We start from the raw sequence: 21,243 nt of genomic DNA, 5'->3' as shown, positions 1-21,243 counted from the left end.
TCTAGCGTGTGCGCTCGCCCCTGCCGCACCCGCCTCCTGGACGGTCGCCATGCTCTGCCGGACCTGCGGGGACACCCTGTCCCCGGTCGCGCCCGAGTGCCCGCGCTGCGACGGCCCACAGGACCGGCGGGCGGTGCTCCCGGGGTTGCCGACGTACCGGGTGCGGGGCATCGGGCTGGCCGCCTCGATCGCGGTGGGCGCGACCGCCGGGGTTTTTCTGCTCACCGCCCTGCTTCCCCTGCTGGGGTGGGCACTGGCCGAGCGGGCCGCCGCCGAGCGACGCTTCGAGCCGCTGCTCGGCCAGGTGCTGGCCGAGCTGGTGGGCAGCCTGCTGTTCGTGCTGGCCTACGTCACGGCGGCCGTCCTGGTGATCATCTGGAGCTGGCGGGCGCGGAAGAACACCGACGCCTTCCCGGGCGCCCTGCCGACGCTGGGCGCGGGCTGGGCAATCGCCGGCTGGCTGGTGCCGTTCGCCAACTTCGTGGTACCGGCCCGGGTGGTGGCCGGCATCGCCCGGGACAGCCTGCCGCGCCGGCGGGCCCCCGCGCTGGTCGCCGTCTGGTGGGCGGCGTGGCTGCTGTTCAGCTTCGGCGAACGGATCGTCGCCCAGGTCGAGCAGCGGCGCAGCGCCGGGCTGGCCGAGGATCCGGTGACCAGCGCCGACTTCCAGGCGTACGCCGACCACTACCGGGACATCCTGGCCGTGCGGCTGGCACCGGCGGTCGCGGGCCTGGTCGCCGCCGTCGCGTTCGCCGTACTGGTCCGGCGGATCTCGGTGGCCCAGCAGGACCGGATCGGCCGGGGCACGCCGGCCTGGCCGGTCATCCCAGGGATGACGCTCCCGCCCGGGGCCGCCGGCCACCCGTTGCCGGTGGTCACGCCGTCGCCGCAGGTGACGGCACCGCACACCCCGGTGTCGCCGCCGGTCCCGCCGGTGGCGGGTGGCACGATCGGGGCATGACGGAACTGGTCGGCCTCGCCGACGTACGGGCCGCGCGGGAGTTGCTCGCCGGGGTCACCCGGACCACCCCGCTGGAGCCCTCCCGGCCGTTGAGCGCGGCCCTCGGCGGGCCGGTGTGGCTGAAGTGCGAGAACCTGCAGCGGGCCGGGTCGTACAAGGTGCGCGGGGCGTACGTGCGGATCTGCCGGCTGTCGGACGAGGAGCGGGGCCGCGGCGTGGTGGCGGCGAGCGCGGGCAACCACGCCCAGGGGGTGGCGCTGGCCGCCGGGCTGGTCGGCACCCACGCCACCGTGTTCATGCCGGTCAACGCGCCGCTGCCCAAGGTGGCCGCCACCAAGGGGTACGGCGCGCAGGTCGAGCTGGTCGGCAACACCGTGGACGAGTCCCTGGTGGCGGCGCAGACGTTCGCCGAGCGGACCGGGGCGGTGCTGATCCACCCGTTCGACCACCGGGACGTGATCGCCGGGCAGGGCACCGTGGCGCTGGAGATCCTCGAACAGTGCCCGGAGGTGCGCACGATCGTCACCGGGGTCGGTGGCGGTGGCCTGGTCTCGGGGATGGCGGTGGCCGCGAAGGCGCTGCGGCCGGACGTACGGGTGATCGGGGTGCAGGCGGCGACCGCGGCGGCCTTCCCGCCCTCGCTGGTGGCCGGCGAACCGGTCCGGCTGCCGGCCTTCTCGACGATCGCCGACGGCATCGCGGTGGGCCGGCCGGGCGACGTCACCTTCACCCATGTGCGGAAGCTGGTCGACGAGATCGTCACCGTCTCCGAGGAGGACATCTCGCGGGCGCTGCTGATGCTGCTGGAGCGCGGCAAGCAGGTGGTGGAGCCGGCCGGGGCGGTCGGGGTGGCCGCGCTGCTGGCCGGGGCGGTGACGGTGGACACGCCGGTGGTGGCGGTGCTCTCCGGCGGCAACATCGACCCGCTGCTCATGCTGCGGGTGATCGAGCACGGACTGGCGGCGGCCGGCCGGTACCTGCGGATCACGGTGCGCTGCTCGGACCGCCCGGGTCAGCTGGCGTCGCTGCTGACCCAGATCGCCGAGCACCGGGCCAACGTGGTCGACGTCGAGCACCAGCGGGCCAACCCGCATCTGCGGCTGGGGGAGGTGGAGGTGGCGCTCTCGGTGGAGACCCGCGGCGTGGAGCACTCCGACACGCTGATCGGTGCCCTGCGGGCCAGCGGCTACCAGGTCTTCGCCGCGCCGGACTGAGCCCGGCCGGGGGGTGTGGTCGCGGCGGTGTGCAGCAGGTGGCGGTGTCCGGGGCTCGGGAAGGCCCGACATGCCGCAAGCTGTCGGAGAGCCACCCTTGACGAAGCGGCGACCGCCCCGGCCGGGAACGGCCGGGGCGGTCGGAAGGTCGCTCAGGGGGCCGACCGGGTCGGTCGTCGGACCCGGGCCTGGGCGCGGGTCCGGGGTGGATCGTCAGCCGGCGAACGGCTCGAACTTGACGATGGTCACCTTGATGTCGGCGCCGCTCGGGGCGGTGTAGGTGCAGGTCTGGCCGGCGCGTCCACCGAGGATCGCCTTGCCCAGCGCCGATTCGGGGCTGTAGACGGTGAGGTCGGTGGTGGACGAGATCTCCCGGGAGCCGAGCAGGAACGTCTCGGTGTCCTCGGTGTCGTCGTCGAAGTAGATGGTCACCACCGTGCCGGGCGCCACCGCGTCGGCGTTCGGCGCCTCGCCCACCTGCGCCGTGCGGAGCAGCTCCTTCAGGTAGAGGATGCGGCCCTCGGCCTTGCCCTGCTCCTCCCGGGCGGCGTGGTATCCGCCGTTCTCGCGCAGGTCGCCCTCCTCGCGGCGGGCGTTGATCTCGGCGGCGATGACGGGCCGGTTGGCGATCAGCTCGTCGAGCTCGCCCTGGAGGCGGTCGTATGCGTCCTGGGACAGCCAGGTGGCGGGCGCCTCGTTGTCATTGGTGGACACCGGCGATCTCCTCGGTAGTACGGACTGGCTGACAGGTGAATCTCCAACCTTACCAGCGCGGACCAGGCCGGGGTGTCGTCGATCACCTCGGGGCGCGGCCCCGCCGGGCCGGTTCGCCGGCCTCCGGAGCGCCGGTCGGTGCGGGGGTCAGTCCGCCGGGCGGCAGCGCAGCACCTCGCCGATGAACGGGCGGGCGGTGGTGGCCACCCGGTGCCGGGTGGTGACGTGGGTGTCGCCGGGGCGGGCTGCCACCGTCACCTCGTCGCGGCCCACCTCGGCGCCGTCGCGGTCGCGGGCGCGCAGCTGGCAGGTCGCCGAGCCACCGGCCGGAACGGTCACCCGGAAGGTCACCTGCACCTGGGAGTCCGTGATGTCGGTGTACGTGATGAGCTGGGGGTCGTAGGCCGGGTCGCCGTACTTCGCGTAGAGCTGCCAGGCGGCCAGCACCAGCCCGGCCAGCAGAGCCACCGCCAGTAGCGCGACGGTCAGCGGGCGGCGGCGGCCGGGTTCCCGGCGGCGGCCGTACCGGCCGGGCGGGAACACCGGCGCGCCCGGGGCAACTGTGGCGTGCGTCTCGTTCACCGGCGGGTATCTCCTGGCGTCGTTGTCGGTGGCATCGGCAAGAATGGCAGAGTCCATCTTCCCAGCCCGGTTCCGTGCCGAGGATGGCAGGTCGGCGTCCCCGCCGACCTGTCACACCGGCAGCCGGGCACCACGGGGGGAGATTCCGGCAGGTCAGCCGGTCGACCCGTACGGGCCTGCCGGCGGGCACAGACGAGGAGCGCCGAAGGTGGCAGAGCAGCTGCGTCTCATGGCGGTGCACGCCCATCCCGACGACGAGTCGAGCAAGGGTGCGGCGACCATGGCGAAATACGTCGCCGAGGGCGTCGACGTCCTGGTCGTCACGTGCACCGGCGGCGAACGGGGCAGCGTGCTCAACCCCAAGATGGACCGGCCGGACGTCTGGGCGAACATCGCCGAGATCCGCCGGGCCGAGATGGACGCCGCCCGGGCGATCCTCGGCGTCGAGCAGGCCTGGCTGGGTTTCGTGGACTCCGGGCTGCCCGAGGGCGACCCGCTGCCGCCGCTGCCCGACGGGTGCTTCGCGCTCCAGGACGTCGAGGTGGCCGCCGCCCCGCTGGTGCGGCTGATGCGCCAGTTCCGCCCGCACGTCGTCACCACGTACGACGAGGAGGGCGGCTACCCGCACCCGGACCACATCATGACCCACAAGGTCAGCGTCGCGGCCTTCGAGGCAGCCGGCGACCCGGAGCGCCACCCCGAGCTGGGTGAGCCGTGGCAGCCGCTCAAGCTCTACTACGACATCGGCTTCTCCCGCGGCAAGATCATGGCGCTGCACGAGGCGATGCTCGCGGCCGGCGGCGAGTCGCCGTACGAAGACTGGCTCAAGCGCTGGGACGACCGCCCGGACAAGGGCCCCCGGATCACCACCCGGGTCGAGTGCGCGGAGTACTTCCCGGTCCGCGACGACGCGCTGCGCGCGCACGCCACCCAGATCGACCCGGACGGCTTCTGGTTCCACGTGCCGATGGAGTTGCAGCGGCGGGCCTGGCCCACGGAGGACTTCCAGCTCGCCCGCTCGGTGGTCGACAGCCCGCTGCCCGAGTCGGATCTCTTCGCCGGGGTGCGCGAGACGGCCCATGCCCGCTGATCCGGGCAAGGGCTACGCTGAAAGCCCACCGCACATCGGAGAACCACCATGCTGACCGCCGCCCAGGTGCTCGCGCAGAACAACTTCGGCGACACCCGTACGGGTGGTCTGGCCGGGCCGATGGGGCTGTTCCTCATCATTCTCCTGGCCACCGCCACCGTCCTGCTGATCCGCAACATGAACGCGCGGCTGCGTCGGCTGCCCGACCGGTTCCCGGCGTCGGGACGGCCGACCGGTGCCGGCGGGGCCGACCTGGAGGCCACCGATCCGACGGACGGGACGTTCACGCAGGAATCCGCGCCGAACGGGCCCAACGGCCCCCAGCAGCGCCGAAACGGGTAGTCGGCGCGTGATTCACGCTGATCCCGGTCGTTGCCCCCTGTTGCGGCCACCGGGATTGGCTTAGCCTTCCGCCGGGGGGACCAAAAGTCCTCGGGCCGTGCGCGGAAGGGGGCGCCGATGAACGGCACAGCTTCGGCCGTCCCGCGGCCGACGGGCGGAGTGGCCCGGTGACGTCCGGCAGCACGGGCGACGAGCCCGGCCCGGTGACGTCCGGCGATGCCGGCGACCCGCCCGATCGGCTCGACGAGGGCGGGGTCCAGGCGCGAGCGCACCTGCTGACCCTCGCCGTCGCCCTGACCGCCCTGGCCGCCACGGTGGTGGGGCTGACCGTGCCGGCGTCCCTCCCGCCCGACGACCCGATCCCGGCGGTCGCCCGCTTCGGCCTCGCGGTGGGGGCCTTCGCGCTGGCCCAGCTCGCCCGGCTGCGGTTCCGCACCGCCGCCGGGATGGTGAGCATCACCTGGGGCGAGGCGGCCCTGATCGTCTGCCTCTACCTGGTGCCCGCCGGCTGGCTGCCGGCGGCGGCGCTGCTCGGCACCGGCCTGGCCTGGACGGCGATGTCGGTGCTGGCCGACCGCCGACCGGCCGTGGAGATCGTGCGCATCACGGCCTCGCTCACCGCCGCCACCGCGCTGGCCGCGACGGTCGCCACCGCCCTGGGCCAACCGCTGCTGGCCGCGCCCACCCCCGGGCTGGCCCTCGCCCTGGCCGCCGGATCGGTGACGTACCTGCTGGTCACGGCGTGGCTGGGCGGGGCCCAGCTCGCGTTGCGGCACGGCGTGCCGATGGGCCCGCCGCTGCTCGTCGCGCTGCGCGGCAAGCTGCTGATGTTCGTCGGCAACGTCGCCGTCGGCCTGGTCGTGGTGGCCCTGCTGGAGATCGACCCCCGCTGGCTGCTGCTCCTGCCGCCGCCGCTGTGGCTGCTGCAGCAGACCTACCGGCACCGGCTCCGGGCGGACCAGGAACGCCGGACCTGGCGGGCCTTCGCCGACGCCACCGCCGCCCTCAACCAGCTCGACGAGCGGGGGGTGGCCGGCGCCGCGGTGGCCGGCGCGCTCGGCCTGTTCGGCGCGGAGACGGTCGACGTGGCGGTGGCCCGGGTCGACGGCAGCTGGTGGCGCTACCGGATGGACGCCAGCGGCCGGCTGCGCGACCGGGCGATCGACCCGCCCGGCCGCGCCGAGCCGGGGCCGCACGAGCTGGTCCGGGCGCTCGTCGTGGGAGACACCACGGTCGGCGCGCTGCGGGTCCGGTTCCCCCGCTCGGGGCCGCCGGGCGAGCGGGAGCGGGACGCGCTGGCCGCGTTCGGGGACGCCCTCGCCGCCGCGCTGCACGACGCCGCCACCCACGCCGAGCTGCGCCTGGTCACCGCGCAGTCGTCGTACGACGCGGTGCACGATCCGCTGACCGGGCTGGTGAACCGGCGGGCCATGCTGGAGCGGGGCGACGAGGCGCTGCGCCGGCTCGCCCACGGCCAGCCGGTGGCCCTGCTGCTGCTGGACGTGAACCAGTTCAAGGAGGTCAACGACACCCTCGGCCACGCGGCCGGCGACCAGCTGCTGCGGTTGACCGCCGCCCGGCTGGGCGCCATCGCCCGCCCCGGCGACCTGCTCGGCCGGCTCGGCGGCGACGAGTTCGCCCTGCTGGTGACCTCGGTGCCGGCGGTCGGGGACCGGGCCGCCCCGCTGACGTACGCGCTGCGCACGGCCCGCGAGATCGCCGAGCGACTGGCCGCGCCGACCGAGGTGGCCGGGCTGCGGATGTCGGTCGAGGTCGCCGTCGGGGTGGTGGTCGCCGACGCCGGCGCCGCCGACCTGACCGAGCTGCTGCGCCGGGCCGACATCGCCATGTACCAGGCCAAGGAGGGCGGTGGCAGCGTCGCCGCGTACGACAGCGCCCGGGACGACGCCAGCACCGACCAGCTCGCGCTGCTGGCCGAGCTGCGCGAGGCGCTGGCGGCCGACGACCAGCTGGTGCTGGCCCTGCAACCCGCCGTCGACCTGGCCACCGGCGCGCCGACCGGGGTGGAGGCGCTGATCCGGTGGCGGCATCCCAGGCGGGGCCTGCTCAACCCGGCCGACTTCATCCGGCCGGTGGAGAACAGCGAACAGCTCGGCGCCTTCACCCGGTACGTGCTGGACAAGGCGCTGTCGGTGGCCGCCGAGTGGGCCCGGCAGGGGCTCGACGTGCCGATCTCGGTGAACCTGTCGGCGCGCAGCCTGCTCGACCGGTCCCTGCCCGCCGAGATCGCCGACGCGCTGCGCCGGCACCAGGTGCCGCCGCGCCGGCTGGTCCTGGAGATCACCGAGACGGTGGTGATGAGCGAGCTGGAGGTCATCGACGAGGTGCTGGCCACGCTCCGGTCGATGGGCGTGCAACTGGCCGTGGACGACTTCGGGACCGGCTTCTCGTCGTTGACGTTCCTCACCCGGATCGCGGTCGACGAGTTGAAGGTCGACCGCTCCTTCGTGATCCGGATGGCCGACTCGCCGGAGGCGGCGGCGATCGTCCGGACCACCGTGGGCCTCGCCCACGAGCTGGGGTTGCGGGTGGTGGCCGAGGGGGTGGAGACGGCCGAGCAGCGGCTCACCCTGGCCGAGCTGGGCTGCACGGCGGCCCAGGGGTACCACTTCTTCAAGCCGATGCCGGCCGACAAGATCGGCGCGGTGCTGGGCACGCTGCGCGACTCGGCGGCGTCCAACGTGTTTCCGCTGCGCGCAGACGGCGCCTGAGCCGGGTCCGGTCCCACCGGCGGCGGGCCGCCCGCCTGGATATGGTCGTCGGGTGAACCGACTCGCCGACGCCACCTCGCCGTACCTCCTTCAGCACGCGGACAACCCGGTCGACTGGTGGCCGTGGTGCGCGGAGGCGTTCGCCGAGGCGAAGCGCCGGGACGTGCCGGTGCTCATCTCGGTCGGCTACGCCGCCTGCCACTGGTGCCACGTGATGGCCCACGAGTCGTTCGAGCACGAGCAGGTCGGCGCGGTGCTGAACGACAACTTCGTCTCGATCAAGGTGGACCGGGAGGAGCGGCCGGACGTCGACGCGGTGTACATGACCGCGACCCAGGCGATGACCGGGCAGGGCGGCTGGCCGATGACGGTCTTCGCCACCCCGGACGGCACCCCGTTCTTCTGCGGCACGTACTTTCCCCGGCCGAACTTCCTGCGGCTGCTGGAGTCGGTCACCGCCGCCTGGCGGGACCAGCGGGAGGCGGTGCTGCGCCAGGGCGCCGCGGTGGTCGAGGCGATCGGCGGCGCGCAGGCCGTGGGCGGCCCCACCGCCCCGCTCACCGCCGAACTGCTCGATGCCGCCGCCGACCAGCTCGCCGGGGAGTACGACGAGACGAACGGCGGCTTCGGCGGCGACCCGAAGTTCCCACCGCACATGAACCTGCTGTTCCTGCTGCGCCACCACCGGCGCACCGGTTCGGCGCGCAGCCTGGAGATCGTCCGGCACACCGCCGAGGCGATGGCCCGCGGCGGCATCTACGACCAGCTGGCCAGCGGTTTCGCCCGCTACTCCGTGGACGGGCACTGGACCGTGCCGCACTTCGAGAAGATGCTCTACGACAACGCCCTGCTGCTGCGGGTCTACACCCAGCTGTGGCGGCTCACCGGCGACCGGCTGGCCCGCCGGGTGGCCCGGGACGTCGTCCGGTTCCTCGCCGACGAGCTGCACCGGGCGGGGGAGGGCTTCGCCTCGGCGTTGGACGCCGACACCGAGGGCGTGGAGGGGCTCACCTACTCGTGGACCCCGGCGCAGCTGGTCGAGGCGCTCGGCGAGGAGGACGGCCGCTGGGCCGCCGACCTGTTCGGGGTGACCGACCAGGGCACCTTTGAGCACGGCACCAGCGTGCTCCGGCTGGCCCGGGACGTCGACGACGCCGACCCGGCGGTCCGGGCCCGCTGGCAGGACGTGGTCGGCCGGCTGCTGGCCGCCCGGGACGCCCGCCCCCAGCCGGCCCGCGACGACAAGGTGGTGGCCGCCTGGAACGGCCTGGCGATCACCGCGATCGCCGAGTTCCTCCAGGTCGCCGCGCTCTACGAGGATCCGGCGGCGGAGGACGCCAACCTGATGGACGGGGTCGCCATCGTCGCCGACGGGGCGATGCGGGACGCCGCCGAGCACCTGGCCCGGGTGCACCTGGTGGACGGGCGGCTGCGCCGGGCCTCCCGGGACGGGCAGGTCGGCGAGCCGGCCGGGGTGCTGGAGGACCACGGGGACGTGGCGGAGGCGTTCTGCGCCCTGCACCAGCTCACCGGCGAGGGGCGCTGGCTGGAGCTGGCCGGGCAGCTGCTGGACACCGCGCTGGCCCGGTTCGCCGCCCCGGGCGGCGGCTTCTACGACACCGCCGACGACGCGGAGCAACTGGTGGCCCGGCCGGCCGACCCGACGGACAACGCCACCCCGTCCGGCCGGTCGGCGATCGCGGCGGCGCTGGTGGCGTACGCGGCGCTGACCGGTGAGACGCGCTACCGGGAGGCTGCGGAGGCCGCCCTGTCGACCGTCGCGCCGATCGTCGGGCGGCACGCCCGGTTCACCGGGTACGCGGCCATGGTCGGCGAGGCGCTGCTCTCCGGGCCGTACGAGATCGCGGTGGCCACCGACGGCGACCCGGCGGCGGATCCGCTGGTCGCCGCCGCGCACCGGCACGCCCCGCCCGGCGCGGTGGTGGTGGCCGGCCGCCCGGACCAGCCCGGCGTGCCGCTGCTGGCCGACCGGCCGCTGGTCGACGGGCGGCCCACCGCGTACGTCTGCCGGGGTTTCGTCTGCCAGCGGCCGGTGACCTCGGTCGACGACCTGGTGGCCCAGTTGCGCTGACCGCCCGCGGCCGCGTCCCGGGGCGTGGACCTCGCGGCCGGGCCGGCCCGCGGCCCGGATAGGCTGGCGGCGCTATGGATTCCCGTACCGGTCTGCCCGTCGTCGGCATGGTGGGCGGGGGCCAGCTGGCCCGGATGACCCACCAGGCCGCCATCGCCCTCGGCCAGTCACTGCGCGTGCTGGCGCTCGCCCCCGACGACGGCGCCGCCCTGGTCGCCGCCGACGTGCAGTACGGCGACCACACCGACCTGGCCGCCCTGCGCACCTTCGCCAAGGGCTGTGACGTGGTCACCTTCGACCACGAGCAGGTGCCGAACGCGCACATCCGAGCGCTCGCCGAGGAGGGCGTGCGGCTCTTCCCACCGGCCGAGGCGCTGGTGCACGCGCAGGACAAGCGGGTCATGCGGGAGCGGCTGGGCGAGCTGGGCGCGCCGATCCCGGCCTGGCGTCCGGTGGAGCGCCCCGCCGACCTGGTCGCCTTCGGTGACGAGACCGGCTGGCCGGTGGTGCTCAAGGCGGCCCGGGGTGGCTACGACGGCCGGGGTGTGTGGCTGGTTGGCGACGCGGGGCAGGCCGCCGAGCTGGCCGGCACGCTGCTCGCCGGCGGCAGCTCGCTGATCGTCGAGGAGCGGGTGGCGCTGCGCCGGGAGCTGGCCGTGCAGGTGGCCCGCTCGCCGTTCGGGCAGGTCGCGGCGTACCCGGTGGTGGAGACCGTGCAGCGGGACGGCATCTGCGTCGAGGTGCTGGCCCCCGCGCCCGACCTGCCGGAGGAGTTGGCGGTCGCCGCCCAGCAGCTCGCCATCGACCTGGCCACCGGGCTCGGCGTGGTCGGCCTGCTGGCCGTGGAGCTGTTCGAGACGCCAGCCGGGCTGGTGGTGAACGAGCTGGCCATGCGCCCGCACAACTCCGGGCACTGGACCATCGAGGGGGCCCGGACCTCGCAGTTCGAGCAGCACCTGCGGGCGGTGCTCGACTACCCGATGGGGGACACCGCGCTGACCGCGCCGGTGGTGGTGATGGCGAACGTCCTCGGCGGCGAGCCCGGCGGGATGTCCATCGACGAGCGGCTGCACCACCTGTTCGCCGCCGAGCCGGGCGCCAAGGTCCACCTGTACGGCAAGCAGGTGCGCCCCGGCCGGAAGATCGGGCACGTGACGGTGCTCGGTGACGACCTGGACGACGTACGGGCGCGGGCCGCGCGGGCCGCCCGCTGGCTGCGTGAGGGGCACGAGTGACGGACCGGGCTGGCACGGACGGGCGGCGGGCCGGCACGGCCACCGTCGGGCTGATCATGGGCAGCGACTCGGACTGGCCGACCATGCGGGCGGCCGCCGGGGCGCTCGACGAGTTCGACGTCTCCTACGAGGTCCAGGTGATCTCCGCGCACCGGACCCCGGTCAAGATGATCGAGTACGGTCGGGCCGCCGCCGGCCGAGGCCTGAAGGTGATCATTGCCGGCGCCGGTGGCGCCGCCGCGCTGCCCGGCATGGTCGCCTCGGTCACGCCACTGCCGGTGATCGGCGTACCGGTGCCGCTGAAGCACCTGGATGGCATGGATTCGCTGCTGTCCATCGTGCAGATGCCGGCCGGGGTGCCGGTGGCCACCGTCTCCATCGGCAACGCCCGCAACGCCGGGCTGCTGGCGGTCCGGATCCTGGCCGCCGCCGACCCGGAACTGCTGGACCGGATGACGGCCTACCAGGCCGACCTGGAGGAACTCGTCGCCGAAAAGGATGCCGCCCTCCGCGCCTCCCTGACGTGACCGGTCCGGCGCGCCCGAGCGGCGCGGTGACCACGCGGCGCGGTGACCACGCGGCGCGGTGACCAAGGGGCACGGCGGCACGGCGCCGCGATGACCAGGCGGTCCGCTGATTGCGGTGAGTGAAGGTGGCAGCCCGCCATCGCCGCCAGCACTGAATGTAATCACGCTCCGGCGTAGCGGTCCTGCATTGCTTCCCTTTGCTCTGCTTCCCCCGGCGCAACACCGGCTTGAACTGCTATTCCTGTAGAGGCGGGCGCCCCGGCCGGCACCGGCTCCGCAACCTTCCGTAACTGTTGCGTGGGTTGTAGCAGAGCAAAGCGGCGGAGGGGCCTCGTCGGTCGGTGCCGCCCCACCACGGAGAGTGGCCACGATGGGCCGTTCCGCCGCGTGGTTTGCCCCCGCCGACCGGAAGCGGAGCGGCGTGGCGTCGGGGCGGAGTCGGGGGCGGAGCGGGGCGGATCAGCGCATGCCGCGCAGTGCCGTCTGGAGCCGCTCCTGCGCCCGGCGGCGGCGCTCGTTGCTCGCGCCGAGCACCAGCAGCACGAACCCGACGGGGATCATGACCAGCCACGGGCCGAGGCTGAACAGCGCGTGTACCGCGGCGATCGCGGTCACCGCGGCGCCCACGATCACCGGCGCCTGCTGCCGGCTGACCGATCCGAAGATCAGCACGGCGACGGCGCCGAGCAGCAGCAGCACCTGCCGCAGCATGCTGGAGTCGGTGGCCAGCACGATCGCCAGCGTGGGCACGAACGCGGTGACCAGGGCCGGGCCGTACGCCGCCCAGCTGCTCAGGTCGGGGCGGTGCCGCAGCTCGAGCACGCCGACCAGCAGGGCGAGCGCCGCGAACGGCAGGGTGTACGCCTCCGGCAGCGCCACGTCGGCGACCCGCATCAGGATCCACCACGCGCTGATCTCGCAGAACACCACCGACCAGAAGAGGACCCGCCGCTCCACGGGCCGGCGGCCGGGCCGGGTCGCCGCCACCCCGAGCACCGCACCCCAGGCGGCGAGCAGGGCGGCGATGTGCCGGGGTGAGTCGAAGGCCAACGCCAGCGCGATGAGCGCGGCGGCGTACCCGCTCCACTCGACGGTGGCGGCCTCCCGCTGCGCCTCGGGACGCCGCAGCCGGGGCAGGGTCGCCGCGAAGACCTGGAGTACGGCGCCGACCGCCAGCACCCCGAACGCCGACCAGACGGCCGCCAGGCCGGCGACCAGGCCGAGGGTGAGCACGAACAGTTGGGCCATCAGCGAGGCGAACAGCCAGCCCAGGATGCGGGCCCGCTGGGTGGTGCCGAAGAGCGCGGCGACGGTGCCGACGCCGACCGCGCCGCCGAGGGTGAACAGGGTCAGCTCCCGGGTGGCGAGGCTGCCGGCCAGACCGGCGCCCCCGGCGGCCAGCCCGATCCCGAAGACCAGCACCCGGGCCAGCCGTACCGCCCGGGCCGGTTCCACCAGGGGCGGCGGGAAGGTCAGCGCCAGCCCCAGCATCGCGATGGTGAAGACGGCGAGCCCGGCCAGCGCGCTGTCCGGCCAGCCGTGGCCCAACGCGATCGGGGTGATCAGCAGCGTCACCGCCGCCCCGGGCAGCACCACCGGCACGGCCCGGGACCGCCGGCCGCCGCTGAACCCGGTGGCCGCCAGCGCGGCGGTGACCGTCAACAGCAGAGCGGTCAGCACATGGGTGGCGTCCACCGCCCCGGCCGGCGGGGTGAGCAGCTGCGGGGGTGGCCCCTGCCAGACCCGGGTCAGGCACCGGTACGGGTCGACCAGCGCGACGACCAGCGCCGGCGCGATCGAGGCCAGGGCGAGCGCGGTCGGCGCCACGGCCGCGGCGAGCGCGCCGGCGGCGGGGCTGACCCGCCAGCGCCGCCCGGAGCCGTCGTCGGGCAGCCGGCGCAGCGCCCCGTCCCACAGCACCGACCAGCGGCGGACCGGTTGCGCCGAGCCGACCGGTGGTTCGGTGGCGCCGCGGACCAGCTCGGCGAGCACCCCGAGCAGCGCGGCGGCGGCCGCGTAGACGCCGGCGGGCAGGCCGGTGAAGATCGCGGCGACCGCGCTGATCGTCGCGGCGCCCACCACGCCGACGCTGGCGTACCCCAGGTATTGCGGGACCCGCTGGCGGACCGCGGCGATCCCGGCCAGGCCCAGGCTGGAGGCGGCGAGCGCGGCGGTCAGCAGCACCGACGGTGGGTGGCCGAACTGGGCCGCCAGGGCCGCCACCGCGCCCGGGAAGGCGAGGATCGCGGCGCCGGTGGCCGCCCCGCCGATCTGCACGAGGTGCGGCGGCATTCCGTCGGTCTCCACGTCCTCGACCAGCGGGACGGCCAGGGACCGGGCCAGCGCGGCGACCGCCGCGCCGATCAGGGCGATGCTGCCGAGCGCCAGCGCGGTGGTCCACGGCCGGACCAGGCCGGCTCCGGCCGCGTGCAGGGCGACCGCGCCGGCCACCACGGCCCGGGAGAGCCCGGCCCGGGCGTCGACCGAGGCCGCCGCGGCCGTACCGAAGGCGGTGGCCACCGCCGCGCCCAGCAGCACCGGCGACCACCAGGGCAGGTCGAACGCGGCCGGCGCGCCGATGGTGGCGAGCACCACGGCCACCCCGGCGACGTCGTACCGCCAGGGCGCGGGCAGCAGGATGCCCGCGGTGAGCGCGAGCAACGCCAGCGCGACCGGCGCCTGCCAGGTCGACCCGCCGGTCGGCGCGGACGGCCAGCCGCTGAGGTCGCCGCCCCAGATCGGGCCGGGGGTGGCCAGCACCCCGAGACCGCCGCGCAGCGCCGGCCAGGCGGCCAGCAGGCCGATCAGCACGCCACCGGCGGCGATGCCGAGGGTCGGCCCGCGCCGCCACTCCTCCGGCAGCGCGCGGGCGGCCACCCCCACCACGAGGACCAGCGCGGCGGCCACCGCCAGCTGCCCGCCGGGGGTGAGCACGGCGGCGACTCGGGCCAGGGTGGCGATGAGGGCGGCGGTGGCCGCCGCGGCAGCCAGGTCGGAGCCGTCGAGGGTCAGGTCCGAGCGGCGGCCCGCGTCGATCGACGGGGCGAAGACGAGCAGTACCGCCGCGACCAGGATCAGCGCGCCCACCCAGGCGTCGGCGACTGTGGCTCCCGGGGCGCCGAAGGCGGCGGCGGTGACGGCCAGCGCGCCGAGGGCGGTGCCCGTGGTCAGCGGCGGGCTGACGTGCCGCTGCGACACCTGCACGAGCGTCGTGTAGCCGAGGGTGGCGCAGACGGCCAGGAAGCTGGCCGCCAGGATCGGGACGGTCAGCTCGCGGAGGCCGGCCGGCGTCGACGCCGGACCGGCCGGCATGGTCGCGGCCACGAACGCGGCGACGGCGCCGGGGAGCGCGAACGCGGCGCCGCCGGCCGCCCAGGCGGCCAGGGTGTCCGCCCCGGCCGGGGCGAGGCGGATCCGCGGGGCGACCGCCACCAGCATCCCGGCGGCGCAGAGGACCAGCAGCACCGCGCAGGCCAGCGCCGGGCGGGCGGCGGCCGCGCCGGCGCCGATCAGCCCCACCGCGGTGGCGCTGAGCGCGTGCGCCCGAGCGGCCCGGACGGTCGGCGCGGAGAGCCCGGCCGCGCCGATGCCGACCGCGGCCAGCACCATGGGCCACGGCGCCGCCGCCCAGCCGAGCGCGAACGACGCCGGTACGGCCAGCGCCGTCAACGCGGCGCCCACCACCGCGAACTCGCGCCGCATCTCGGCCGGCAGGGCCAGCACCGCGGCGACGGTGAGCAGGAAGGCGCTGGCGGCTAGCTGCCACGCGGCGGGGCCCACCGCGGCGGCCAGCTCGGCCGGGTAGCGGTCCAGGTCCGCCGTCCACGCCGGCAGCGCGGCCCGGGCCGGGGCGAGGCCGGCGCGCAGCGCCCCACCGGCCACCACCAGGCCGCTGACCGTCAGCGCGGCGGCCGAGGCGAGCTGGGGCCCGCGCCGGGCCGCCGGCGGCACCGCCCGCACGGCCAGGCCGACGACGGTGATCACCGCGGCGATGAGCACCAGGGCGCGGCCGGGGAAGGCCACCGAGGCGACCCGGCCCAGCGCGCCGATCACGGCGAGGGTGAGGATGCCGGCGCCGACGTCCGGCAGTGGCGGCTGGCGCAGCGTCAGCGTGCCGGCCAGGGTCACCCCGGCGGCCAGCAGCAGGACCGCGCCGGCGCCGGTCGCGTCGGGGACGGTGGCCGCGCGGAGCAGCGCGGTGACCGCGTACGCGAGGGCGACGGCCACCGCGACGCCGTGCAGCAGGAAGGTCAGCTCGCGCAGCCAGGGCACCGGGCGGGGCGACTGGCCAGCCGCCGGCCTGGCGGCCTGCCCGGCGAGGACCTCGCCGGCCTCCTCCGGGGCGCTCTCCGGGCGGCCCGCGTCGTCTCGCCGGGGCGCGGGCCGCGCTGCGGCGGGCGGGCCGTCCGGCAGGTCCCGCCGGACCGGTCGCTCGACCATGAGACCGGTACGGGCCAGCGCGAGGTCCAGCACGGCCACCGCGGTCAGCACCAGGGCCCAGCCGGTCGGGCCGGTGATCCGGTCGTGGGCGAGCAGGGGCAGCACCGGCTGGGCGGCGAGCACGGCGGCGAACCGGGGTGCCCGCAGCCCGGTGAACAGGGCGTATCCGACGGCGACCACGGCGGTGACGGCGAAGATGGAGCCGGCGAACACGGCGCCGGAGGCGCCACCCCCGCCGATCCGGTCCACCGCCCAGAGCGCGTACCCGGCCAGCGGCACCAGCAGCAGGCCGACCGCGGCGATCGTCTCGGCGGTGGAGGTCAGCCCCCGGCGGGCCAGCGCCGGTGGGACGACCAGCATCAGCGCCGTGGCGACGAGCAGCACCGCGAGCCGGGCCAGCGCGTCCAGCGAGCTGGTGGCGACGGCGGCGAACACCACGGCCGCCACGGCCAGCAGCAGCGCGCCGAGCCCGAGCGGGATGTTCTGCACCTCGCGGGACGAGGCCTCCGGCGGGTGCTCGGGGTCGTCCGCGTCGAGCCAGGTCGCCGACCGCGGCGGCGGGGGTGGTGGCTGCGGCGGGGTGTTCTGCCGGGGGACCCGGGGCGGCGCGCCGGTGGCGGCGGTCGGCGGGCGCCGGCCGGGCCTACGGCGCAGCACCCGGCGGGGCCGGGTGGCCTGCCCGACCCGTTCCTCGCCGGCGTGCGCGAGGATGTCCCGCTGGAAGAGCGCGGCCTGCATCTTGGCGGCGATCTGCCGCTGCTCCTTGGCGATGGCGGCGTCGCGCGCCTTCATCTCCGCGATCGAGCGCTCGATCTCCGCCAGTTGCTCGGCCCACTGTGGCTGCGCGGCGCCGCAGTGTGGGCACGTGGGGGCGGGGTTGATGCCCCGGCCGCACGAGGAGCAATGAAAGCTCTCCACCAAACCCCTCCACCCGGCTGGACCGCACTGTGGACTTCCACTGTCGAAGCATGCCCAATGCCGGCGCGGATTTCGACCGTTGGCACTCTCCGGACACCGACCAATAGGAAACGGCCGGCCGCGGAGCAGTTCCGCGGCCGGCCGTCGCCGGTGGTTCGCCGGGGTCAGGGGCGGCCCATGCCGCGGAACTCCCAGCCGGCCTGGGCCCAGAGGGTGGCGTCGAGGCAGTTGCGGCCGTCGACCACCCGGCGTCCGGCGACCAGTTCGCCGAGGGCGACCGGGTCGGCGTTGCGGAAGTCGGCCCACTCGGTCAGCACGCAGACCAGGTCGGCGCCGGTGACCGCGTCGGTCATGCTCTCCTCGTAGGTCAGCTCCGGCATCGCCCGCCGCGCGTTCCCGGTGCCCTCCGGGTCGAAGACGTGGACGTCGGCGCCGGCCTTGTGCAGCAGGCCGGCGACGGCGAGGGCCGGGGCGTCGCGTACGTCGTCGGTGTTCGGCTTGAAGGTGGCGCCCAGCACGGCGATCCGGGTGCCGGAGAAGTCCGGGCCGGCCGGGCCGGCGCGGCGGCCGAGCAGGTCGGCGGCGAGCTGGACCACCCGGGTACGCCGGCGGAGGTTGATCAGGTCGACCTCGTGCAGGAAGCGCAGCGCCTCGCCGGCGCCCAGCTCCTGGGCGCGGGCCTGGAAGGCGCGGATGTCCTTGGGCAGGCAGGCGCCGCCGAAGCCGAGGCCGGCCTGGAGGAACCGGTTGCCGATGCGCGGGTCGTAGCCGATGGCCCGGGCGAGCTGGGTGACGTCGCCCCCGGCGGCCTCGCAGACCTCGGCCATCGCGTTGATGAACGAGATCTTGGTGGCCAGGAAGGCGTTCGCGGCGACCTTGACCAGTTCGGCGGTGGCGAAGTCGGTCACCACGAGCGGGACCTCGCGGTCCTCGGTGGCGGCGAGGTCGAACACGCCCTTGTGGGCGGCGTACAGCATGCCGTTGGCCCACTCGCTCTTGACGCCGACGACGATGCGGTTCGGCCGCAGCACGTCGTCGACGGCGAAGCCCTCCTGGAGGAACTCCGGGCTCCAGGCCACCTCGACGCCCAGGTCGGCCGGGGTGTGCTTGCCGACCAGCTGCTCGACCCACTCGGCGGTGCCGACCGGCACGGTGGACTTACCGACGATCAGGGCCTTGCGGGTCAGGTGCTGGGCCAGCCCGGTGACGGACGCCTCGACGTACGACAGGTCGGCGCCCATCCCGTCGGCCCGCTGGGGGGTGCCGACGCAGATGAAGTGCACGTCACCGAAGTCGGCGGTCTCCTTGATGTCGGTGCTGAACCGCAGCCGGCCGGCGGCCAGGTTGCGCCGCAGCAGCTCGTCCAGGCCCGGCTCGTGGATCGGCACCTCGCCGGCGTTCAGCTTGGCGATCTTCTCGGCGTCGACGTCGAAACCGAGGACGTCGTAGCCGAGCTCGGCGTAGCAGATGGCGTACGTCGCGCCAAGGTATCCGGTGCCGAGGAAGGTCACCCGGGGCCGTTGCGCGCCCGAAGGCGGGCTCACCGCGGCGATGGCCGGTACCGGCTGGCTGTTCGGGTACGGGATCGTCACGCCTGTTTTCTCCGCTCGCGCTGGCGGCGCCTCGTCGCGTCGCAATCGGCCCCGTCGTCTGGCTGGACGCCGAGGGGGGATTCCTGTCCTTCTGATGATCGCCGGTCGGCTTCGACGCTTATCATGCACGAGCCTACGCGGCGGTAAGGGCCGCCTGAACGCTGGTCGCTATCCTTCATCTGCGCGGTCAGCGGTCAGGTGACGCCTTCAGACTGCGCATGATAGCGGTGAAGGGGAGGGGCCAGATGCCCGCAGAGGAGTCGTTCGACGTCTACCGACTGCCGGAGGAGCACGAAGCGATCCGGGAGGCGGTCCGGGAGGTCTGCACGGCGAAGGTTGCCCCGAACGCCGCCGAGGCGGACGAGACCGGTGAGTTCCCCAAGGCGTCGTACGACGCCCTGCGGGCCGCCGACTTCCACGCCCCGCACGTTCCCGTCGAGTACGGCGGCGCGGGCGCGGACGCCCTGGCCACGGCCATCGTGATCGAGGAGGTGGCCCGGGCCTGCGCCTCGTCCTCGCTGATCCCGGCGGTGAACAAGCTGGGCACGATGCCGCTGATCCTGGCCGGCTCGGCGGAGCTCAAGCGCCGGTACCTGACCCCGGTGGCGTCCGGCGACGCGATGTTCTCGTACTGCCTGTCGGAGCCCGAGGCGGGCAGCGACGCCGCCTCGATGACCACCCGGGCGGTGCGGGACGGCGACCACTGGGTGCTCAACGGCGTCAAACGGTGGATCACAAATGCCGGGGTGTCGGAGTACTACACGGTTTTCGCTGTGACCGATTCCACAGCCCGGTCCCGGGGGATCTCGGCTTTCGTGGTGGAGAAGTCCGACCCGGGGGTCAGCTTCGGCGCGCCGGAGAAGAAGCTCGGCATCAAGGGCTCACCGACCCGCGAGGTCTACCTCGACAACGTGCGGATCCCGGCCGACCGGATGATCGGCGCCGAGGGCAGCGGCTTCGCCACCGCGATGCGGACCCTGGACCACACCCGGGTCACCATCGCCGCGCAGGCGATCGGCATCGCGCAGGGCGCGCTGGACTACGCCAAGGGGTACATCCAGGAGCGCAAGCAGTTCGGCAAGCCGGTCGCCGAGTTCCAGGGCGTGCAGTTCATGCTGGCCGACATGGGCATGAAGCTGGAGGCGGCCCGGCAGCTGACGTACGCGGCGGCCGGGAAGTCCGAGCGCGGCGACGCCGACCTGACCTACTTCGGCGCCGCGGCGAAGTGCTTCGCCTCGGACGCCGCGATGGAGATCACCACCGACGCCGTGCAGTTGCTCGGTGGCTACGGCTACACCCGGGACTACCCGGTCGAGCGGATGATGCGGGACGCGAAGATCACCCAGATCTACGAGGGCACCAACCAGGTGCAGCGCATCGTGATGGCGCGTCAGTTGCTCAAGGGCTGACCCGGTAGGGGGCGGGCCGGTCGGTCCGGCCCGCCCGCGGGGCAACCGGATCTAGAGGGTGCCGTCCGACCTGGTCGTGGAGCGTGGGGGCGCGGTCCACGGCGACTCGCCGGTGCGGCGGGGCAGGGGCTCGGTGGGGGTCGTCGGGTCCGGGTAGCCGAGGGTCGGCGGCGGGGTCTCCCGGTCGGCCGTGCCGGTGGACGGCGGCCAGTCGCTCAGCGAGAAGGTGTTCTCGATCGGCTCGTCGTTCGCCGGGGTCAGCTCCGCCCCGGCGGTCGCCGCCGGCCACTGCCGCCACCGCTGCCCGCTGAACGCGGCGAGCAGCAGCAGGACGCCGATCAGGAACAGGGTGCCGTTCTCGACCGGCAGGAGCAGCGGCAGGGGGTCGCCGAGCACCTTCCAGCCCTCCGGGACGCGGTCGCGCACGGTGAACGGCGCGAGGAACATCCCGACGTACGGAACGATGAGCAGCAGCCCGGCGACGACCGGCCCGGCGGGGGAGACCCGCAGGCTGGCGATCAGACCGAGCAGGAGGCCGGCGACGGCGAGGTACACGGCCGGCTCGATGAGATTGGCCGTGTTGAACGTGCCGATCTCCACCCAGCGGGTGATGGTGTGGCTCGACCCATCCTGTCCGAGGGTGATCAGCACCCACGTGAGCGGCGCCACCACCAACCCGGTGAGGAAGCTCCAGAGATGTCGCATCCGCGCACCGTACCGTTTTCCTCATGACCGAGCACCCCTCGACCTCGCTCCCCGGCAAGCCGACGTCCTACTCGCGCGTCACGTTGAGCCGCATCATGACCGCTGTTGACGTCAATCTGTACGGCACCGTGCACGGCGGGGTGTTGATGAAGTTCGTCGACGACGTGGCGGGCGCCGCGGCGGCCCGGCACAGTGGCGGTACGGCGGTCACCGCGTCGATCGACGAGATCGTCTTTTCCGAGCCCGTCCGGGTCGGCGACCTGGTGCACGCGCACGCGCAGGTGAACTGGACCGGCCGGACCTCGATGGAGGTCGGGGTGCGGGTGGTCGCCGAGCGCTGGGACTCGGCGGAGGACGAGCCGGTCGGGGTGGCCACCGCCTACCTGGTCTTCGTCGGGGTGGACGTGGGCGGCTCCCCGCGGGCGGTCCGGCCGGTGCTGCCGGAGACCGCGGAGGACGAGCGCCGCTACCGGGAGGCGGAGATCCGCCGCGCCCACCGGCTCGCCAGGCGCCGCGCCATCCAGGCCCACCGCGCGGCCTGAGCCGATCCCACACCAGGAGGGGGTGGGGGGTGTGGGGTGGGCACGCCCCTTCCCCGGGCCCGGCTGCGGAGAATGGCGTCGCGAGGTAGGGCAAGATGGCGCCACGGCCCATTTCACAGTGCGTGCGCGGGCCGGGGGGAGGGTGGAA

The 21,243-nt window shown here is 74.8% G+C and carries 15 protein-coding genes; 10 read left to right on the top strand and 5 right to left on the bottom strand.

Annotation, left to right across the window (positions count from 1 at the left end):
• Nucleotides 1–49 precede the first annotated feature (49 nt).
• Nucleotides 50–961: a DUF4328 domain-containing protein gene (locus AB0H57_RS23680; protein WP_357509867.1), complete on the top strand. Its 912-nt coding sequence runs from the start codon at nt 50–52 to the stop codon at nt 959–961.
• Nucleotides 958–2,175, top strand: coding sequence for a threonine ammonia-lyase (gene ilvA, locus AB0H57_RS23675; RefSeq protein WP_357509865.1), 1,218 nt, complete (start codon nt 958–960; stop codon nt 2,173–2,175). The genes AB0H57_RS23680 and ilvA overlap by 4 nt, the downstream gene beginning before the upstream one ends.
• Before the next feature lie 213 nt (nt 2,176–2,388).
• On the opposite strand, the gene greA is transcribed toward ilvA, so the two are convergent.
• On the bottom strand, nt 2,389–2,889 hold the full coding sequence (gene greA, locus AB0H57_RS23670; RefSeq protein ID WP_357509863.1) for a transcription elongation factor GreA: 501 nt from the start codon (nt 2,887–2,889) through the stop codon (nt 2,389–2,391).
• A 147-nt stretch (nt 2,890–3,036) separates the two neighbouring features.
• Nucleotides 3,037–3,471, bottom strand: a complete 435-nt coding sequence (locus AB0H57_RS23665; RefSeq protein ID WP_357509860.1) for a DUF4307 domain-containing protein — start codon at nt 3,469–3,471, stop codon at nt 3,037–3,039.
• Between the two features lie 208 nt (nt 3,472–3,679).
• Here AB0H57_RS23665 and mca point away from each other — a divergent pair, with 208 nt between their 5' ends.
• The 6 genes from mca to purE all read left to right on the top strand — a co-directional run bounded on the left by mca (nt 3,680) and on the right by purE (nt 11,489).
• Nucleotides 3,680–4,561, top strand: coding sequence for a mycothiol conjugate amidase Mca (gene mca / locus AB0H57_RS23660; protein WP_357509858.1), 882 nt, complete (start codon nt 3,680–3,682; stop codon nt 4,559–4,561).
• Between the two features lie 48 nt (nt 4,562–4,609).
• Nucleotides 4,610–4,903 (top strand): hypothetical protein, encoded by a 294-nt coding sequence (locus AB0H57_RS23655; protein WP_357509856.1) that lies wholly within the window; start codon nt 4,610–4,612, stop codon nt 4,901–4,903.
• Nucleotides 4,904–5,175: 272 nt separating this feature from the next.
• Complete coding sequence (locus tag AB0H57_RS23650; RefSeq protein ID WP_357509885.1) at nt 5,176–7,635, top strand: bifunctional diguanylate cyclase/phosphodiesterase; 2,460 nt, start codon at nt 5,176–5,178, stop codon at nt 7,633–7,635.
• 52 nt (nt 7,636–7,687) lie between these two features.
• Entirely contained in the window at nt 7,688–9,727 is a 2,040-nt protein-coding gene (locus AB0H57_RS23645) for a thioredoxin domain-containing protein (protein ID WP_357509854.1), read from the top strand.
• A 74-nt stretch (nt 9,728–9,801) separates the two neighbouring features.
• Entirely contained in the window at nt 9,802–10,962 is a 1,161-nt protein-coding gene (locus AB0H57_RS23640) for a 5-(carboxyamino)imidazole ribonucleotide synthase (RefSeq protein WP_357509852.1), read from the top strand.
• Between the two features lie 56 nt (nt 10,963–11,018).
• Nucleotides 11,019–11,489 (top strand): 5-(carboxyamino)imidazole ribonucleotide mutase, encoded by a 471-nt coding sequence (gene purE, locus AB0H57_RS23635; protein WP_357509883.1) that lies wholly within the window; start codon nt 11,019–11,021, stop codon nt 11,487–11,489.
• 459 nt (nt 11,490–11,948) lie between these two features.
• On the opposite strand, the gene AB0H57_RS23630 is transcribed toward purE, so the two are convergent.
• Entirely contained in the window at nt 11,949–16,847 is a 4,899-nt protein-coding gene (locus AB0H57_RS23630) for a permease (protein ID WP_357509850.1), read from the bottom strand.
• A 164-nt stretch (nt 16,848–17,011) separates the two neighbouring features.
• Nucleotides 17,012–18,439, bottom strand: coding sequence for a UDP-glucose/GDP-mannose dehydrogenase family protein (locus tag AB0H57_RS23625; RefSeq protein ID WP_357509848.1), 1,428 nt, complete (start codon nt 18,437–18,439; stop codon nt 17,012–17,014).
• Between the two features lie 245 nt (nt 18,440–18,684).
• Between AB0H57_RS23625 and AB0H57_RS23620 the strand changes: the two genes are divergently transcribed.
• The gene (locus AB0H57_RS23620; RefSeq protein ID WP_357509846.1) at nt 18,685–19,848 is read left to right on the top strand and encodes an acyl-CoA dehydrogenase family protein; all 1,164 of its coding nucleotides are present in this window, start codon (nt 18,685–18,687) and stop codon (nt 19,846–19,848) included.
• A gap of 51 nt (nt 19,849–19,899) precedes the next feature.
• On the opposite strand, the gene AB0H57_RS23615 is transcribed toward AB0H57_RS23620, so the two are convergent.
• The gene (locus AB0H57_RS23615; protein WP_357509844.1) at nt 19,900–20,553 is read right to left on the bottom strand and encodes a hypothetical protein; all 654 of its coding nucleotides are present in this window, start codon (nt 20,551–20,553) and stop codon (nt 19,900–19,902) included.
• 23 nt (nt 20,554–20,576) lie between these two features.
• On the opposite strand from AB0H57_RS23615, the gene AB0H57_RS23610 reads away from it, so the two are divergent.
• On the top strand, nt 20,577–21,095 hold the full coding sequence (locus AB0H57_RS23610; protein WP_357509842.1) for an acyl-CoA thioesterase: 519 nt from the start codon (nt 20,577–20,579) through the stop codon (nt 21,093–21,095).
• Nucleotides 21,096–21,243 lie beyond the last annotated feature (148 nt).

It is taken from the genome of Micromonospora sp. NPDC050686, from assembly GCF_040654475.1.
Lineage (GTDB): Bacteria > Actinomycetota > Actinomycetes > Mycobacteriales > Micromonosporaceae > Micromonospora.
Note: the sequence above shows the minus strand (reverse complement) of the source record. Positions and strands in the feature narration are given on the sequence as shown.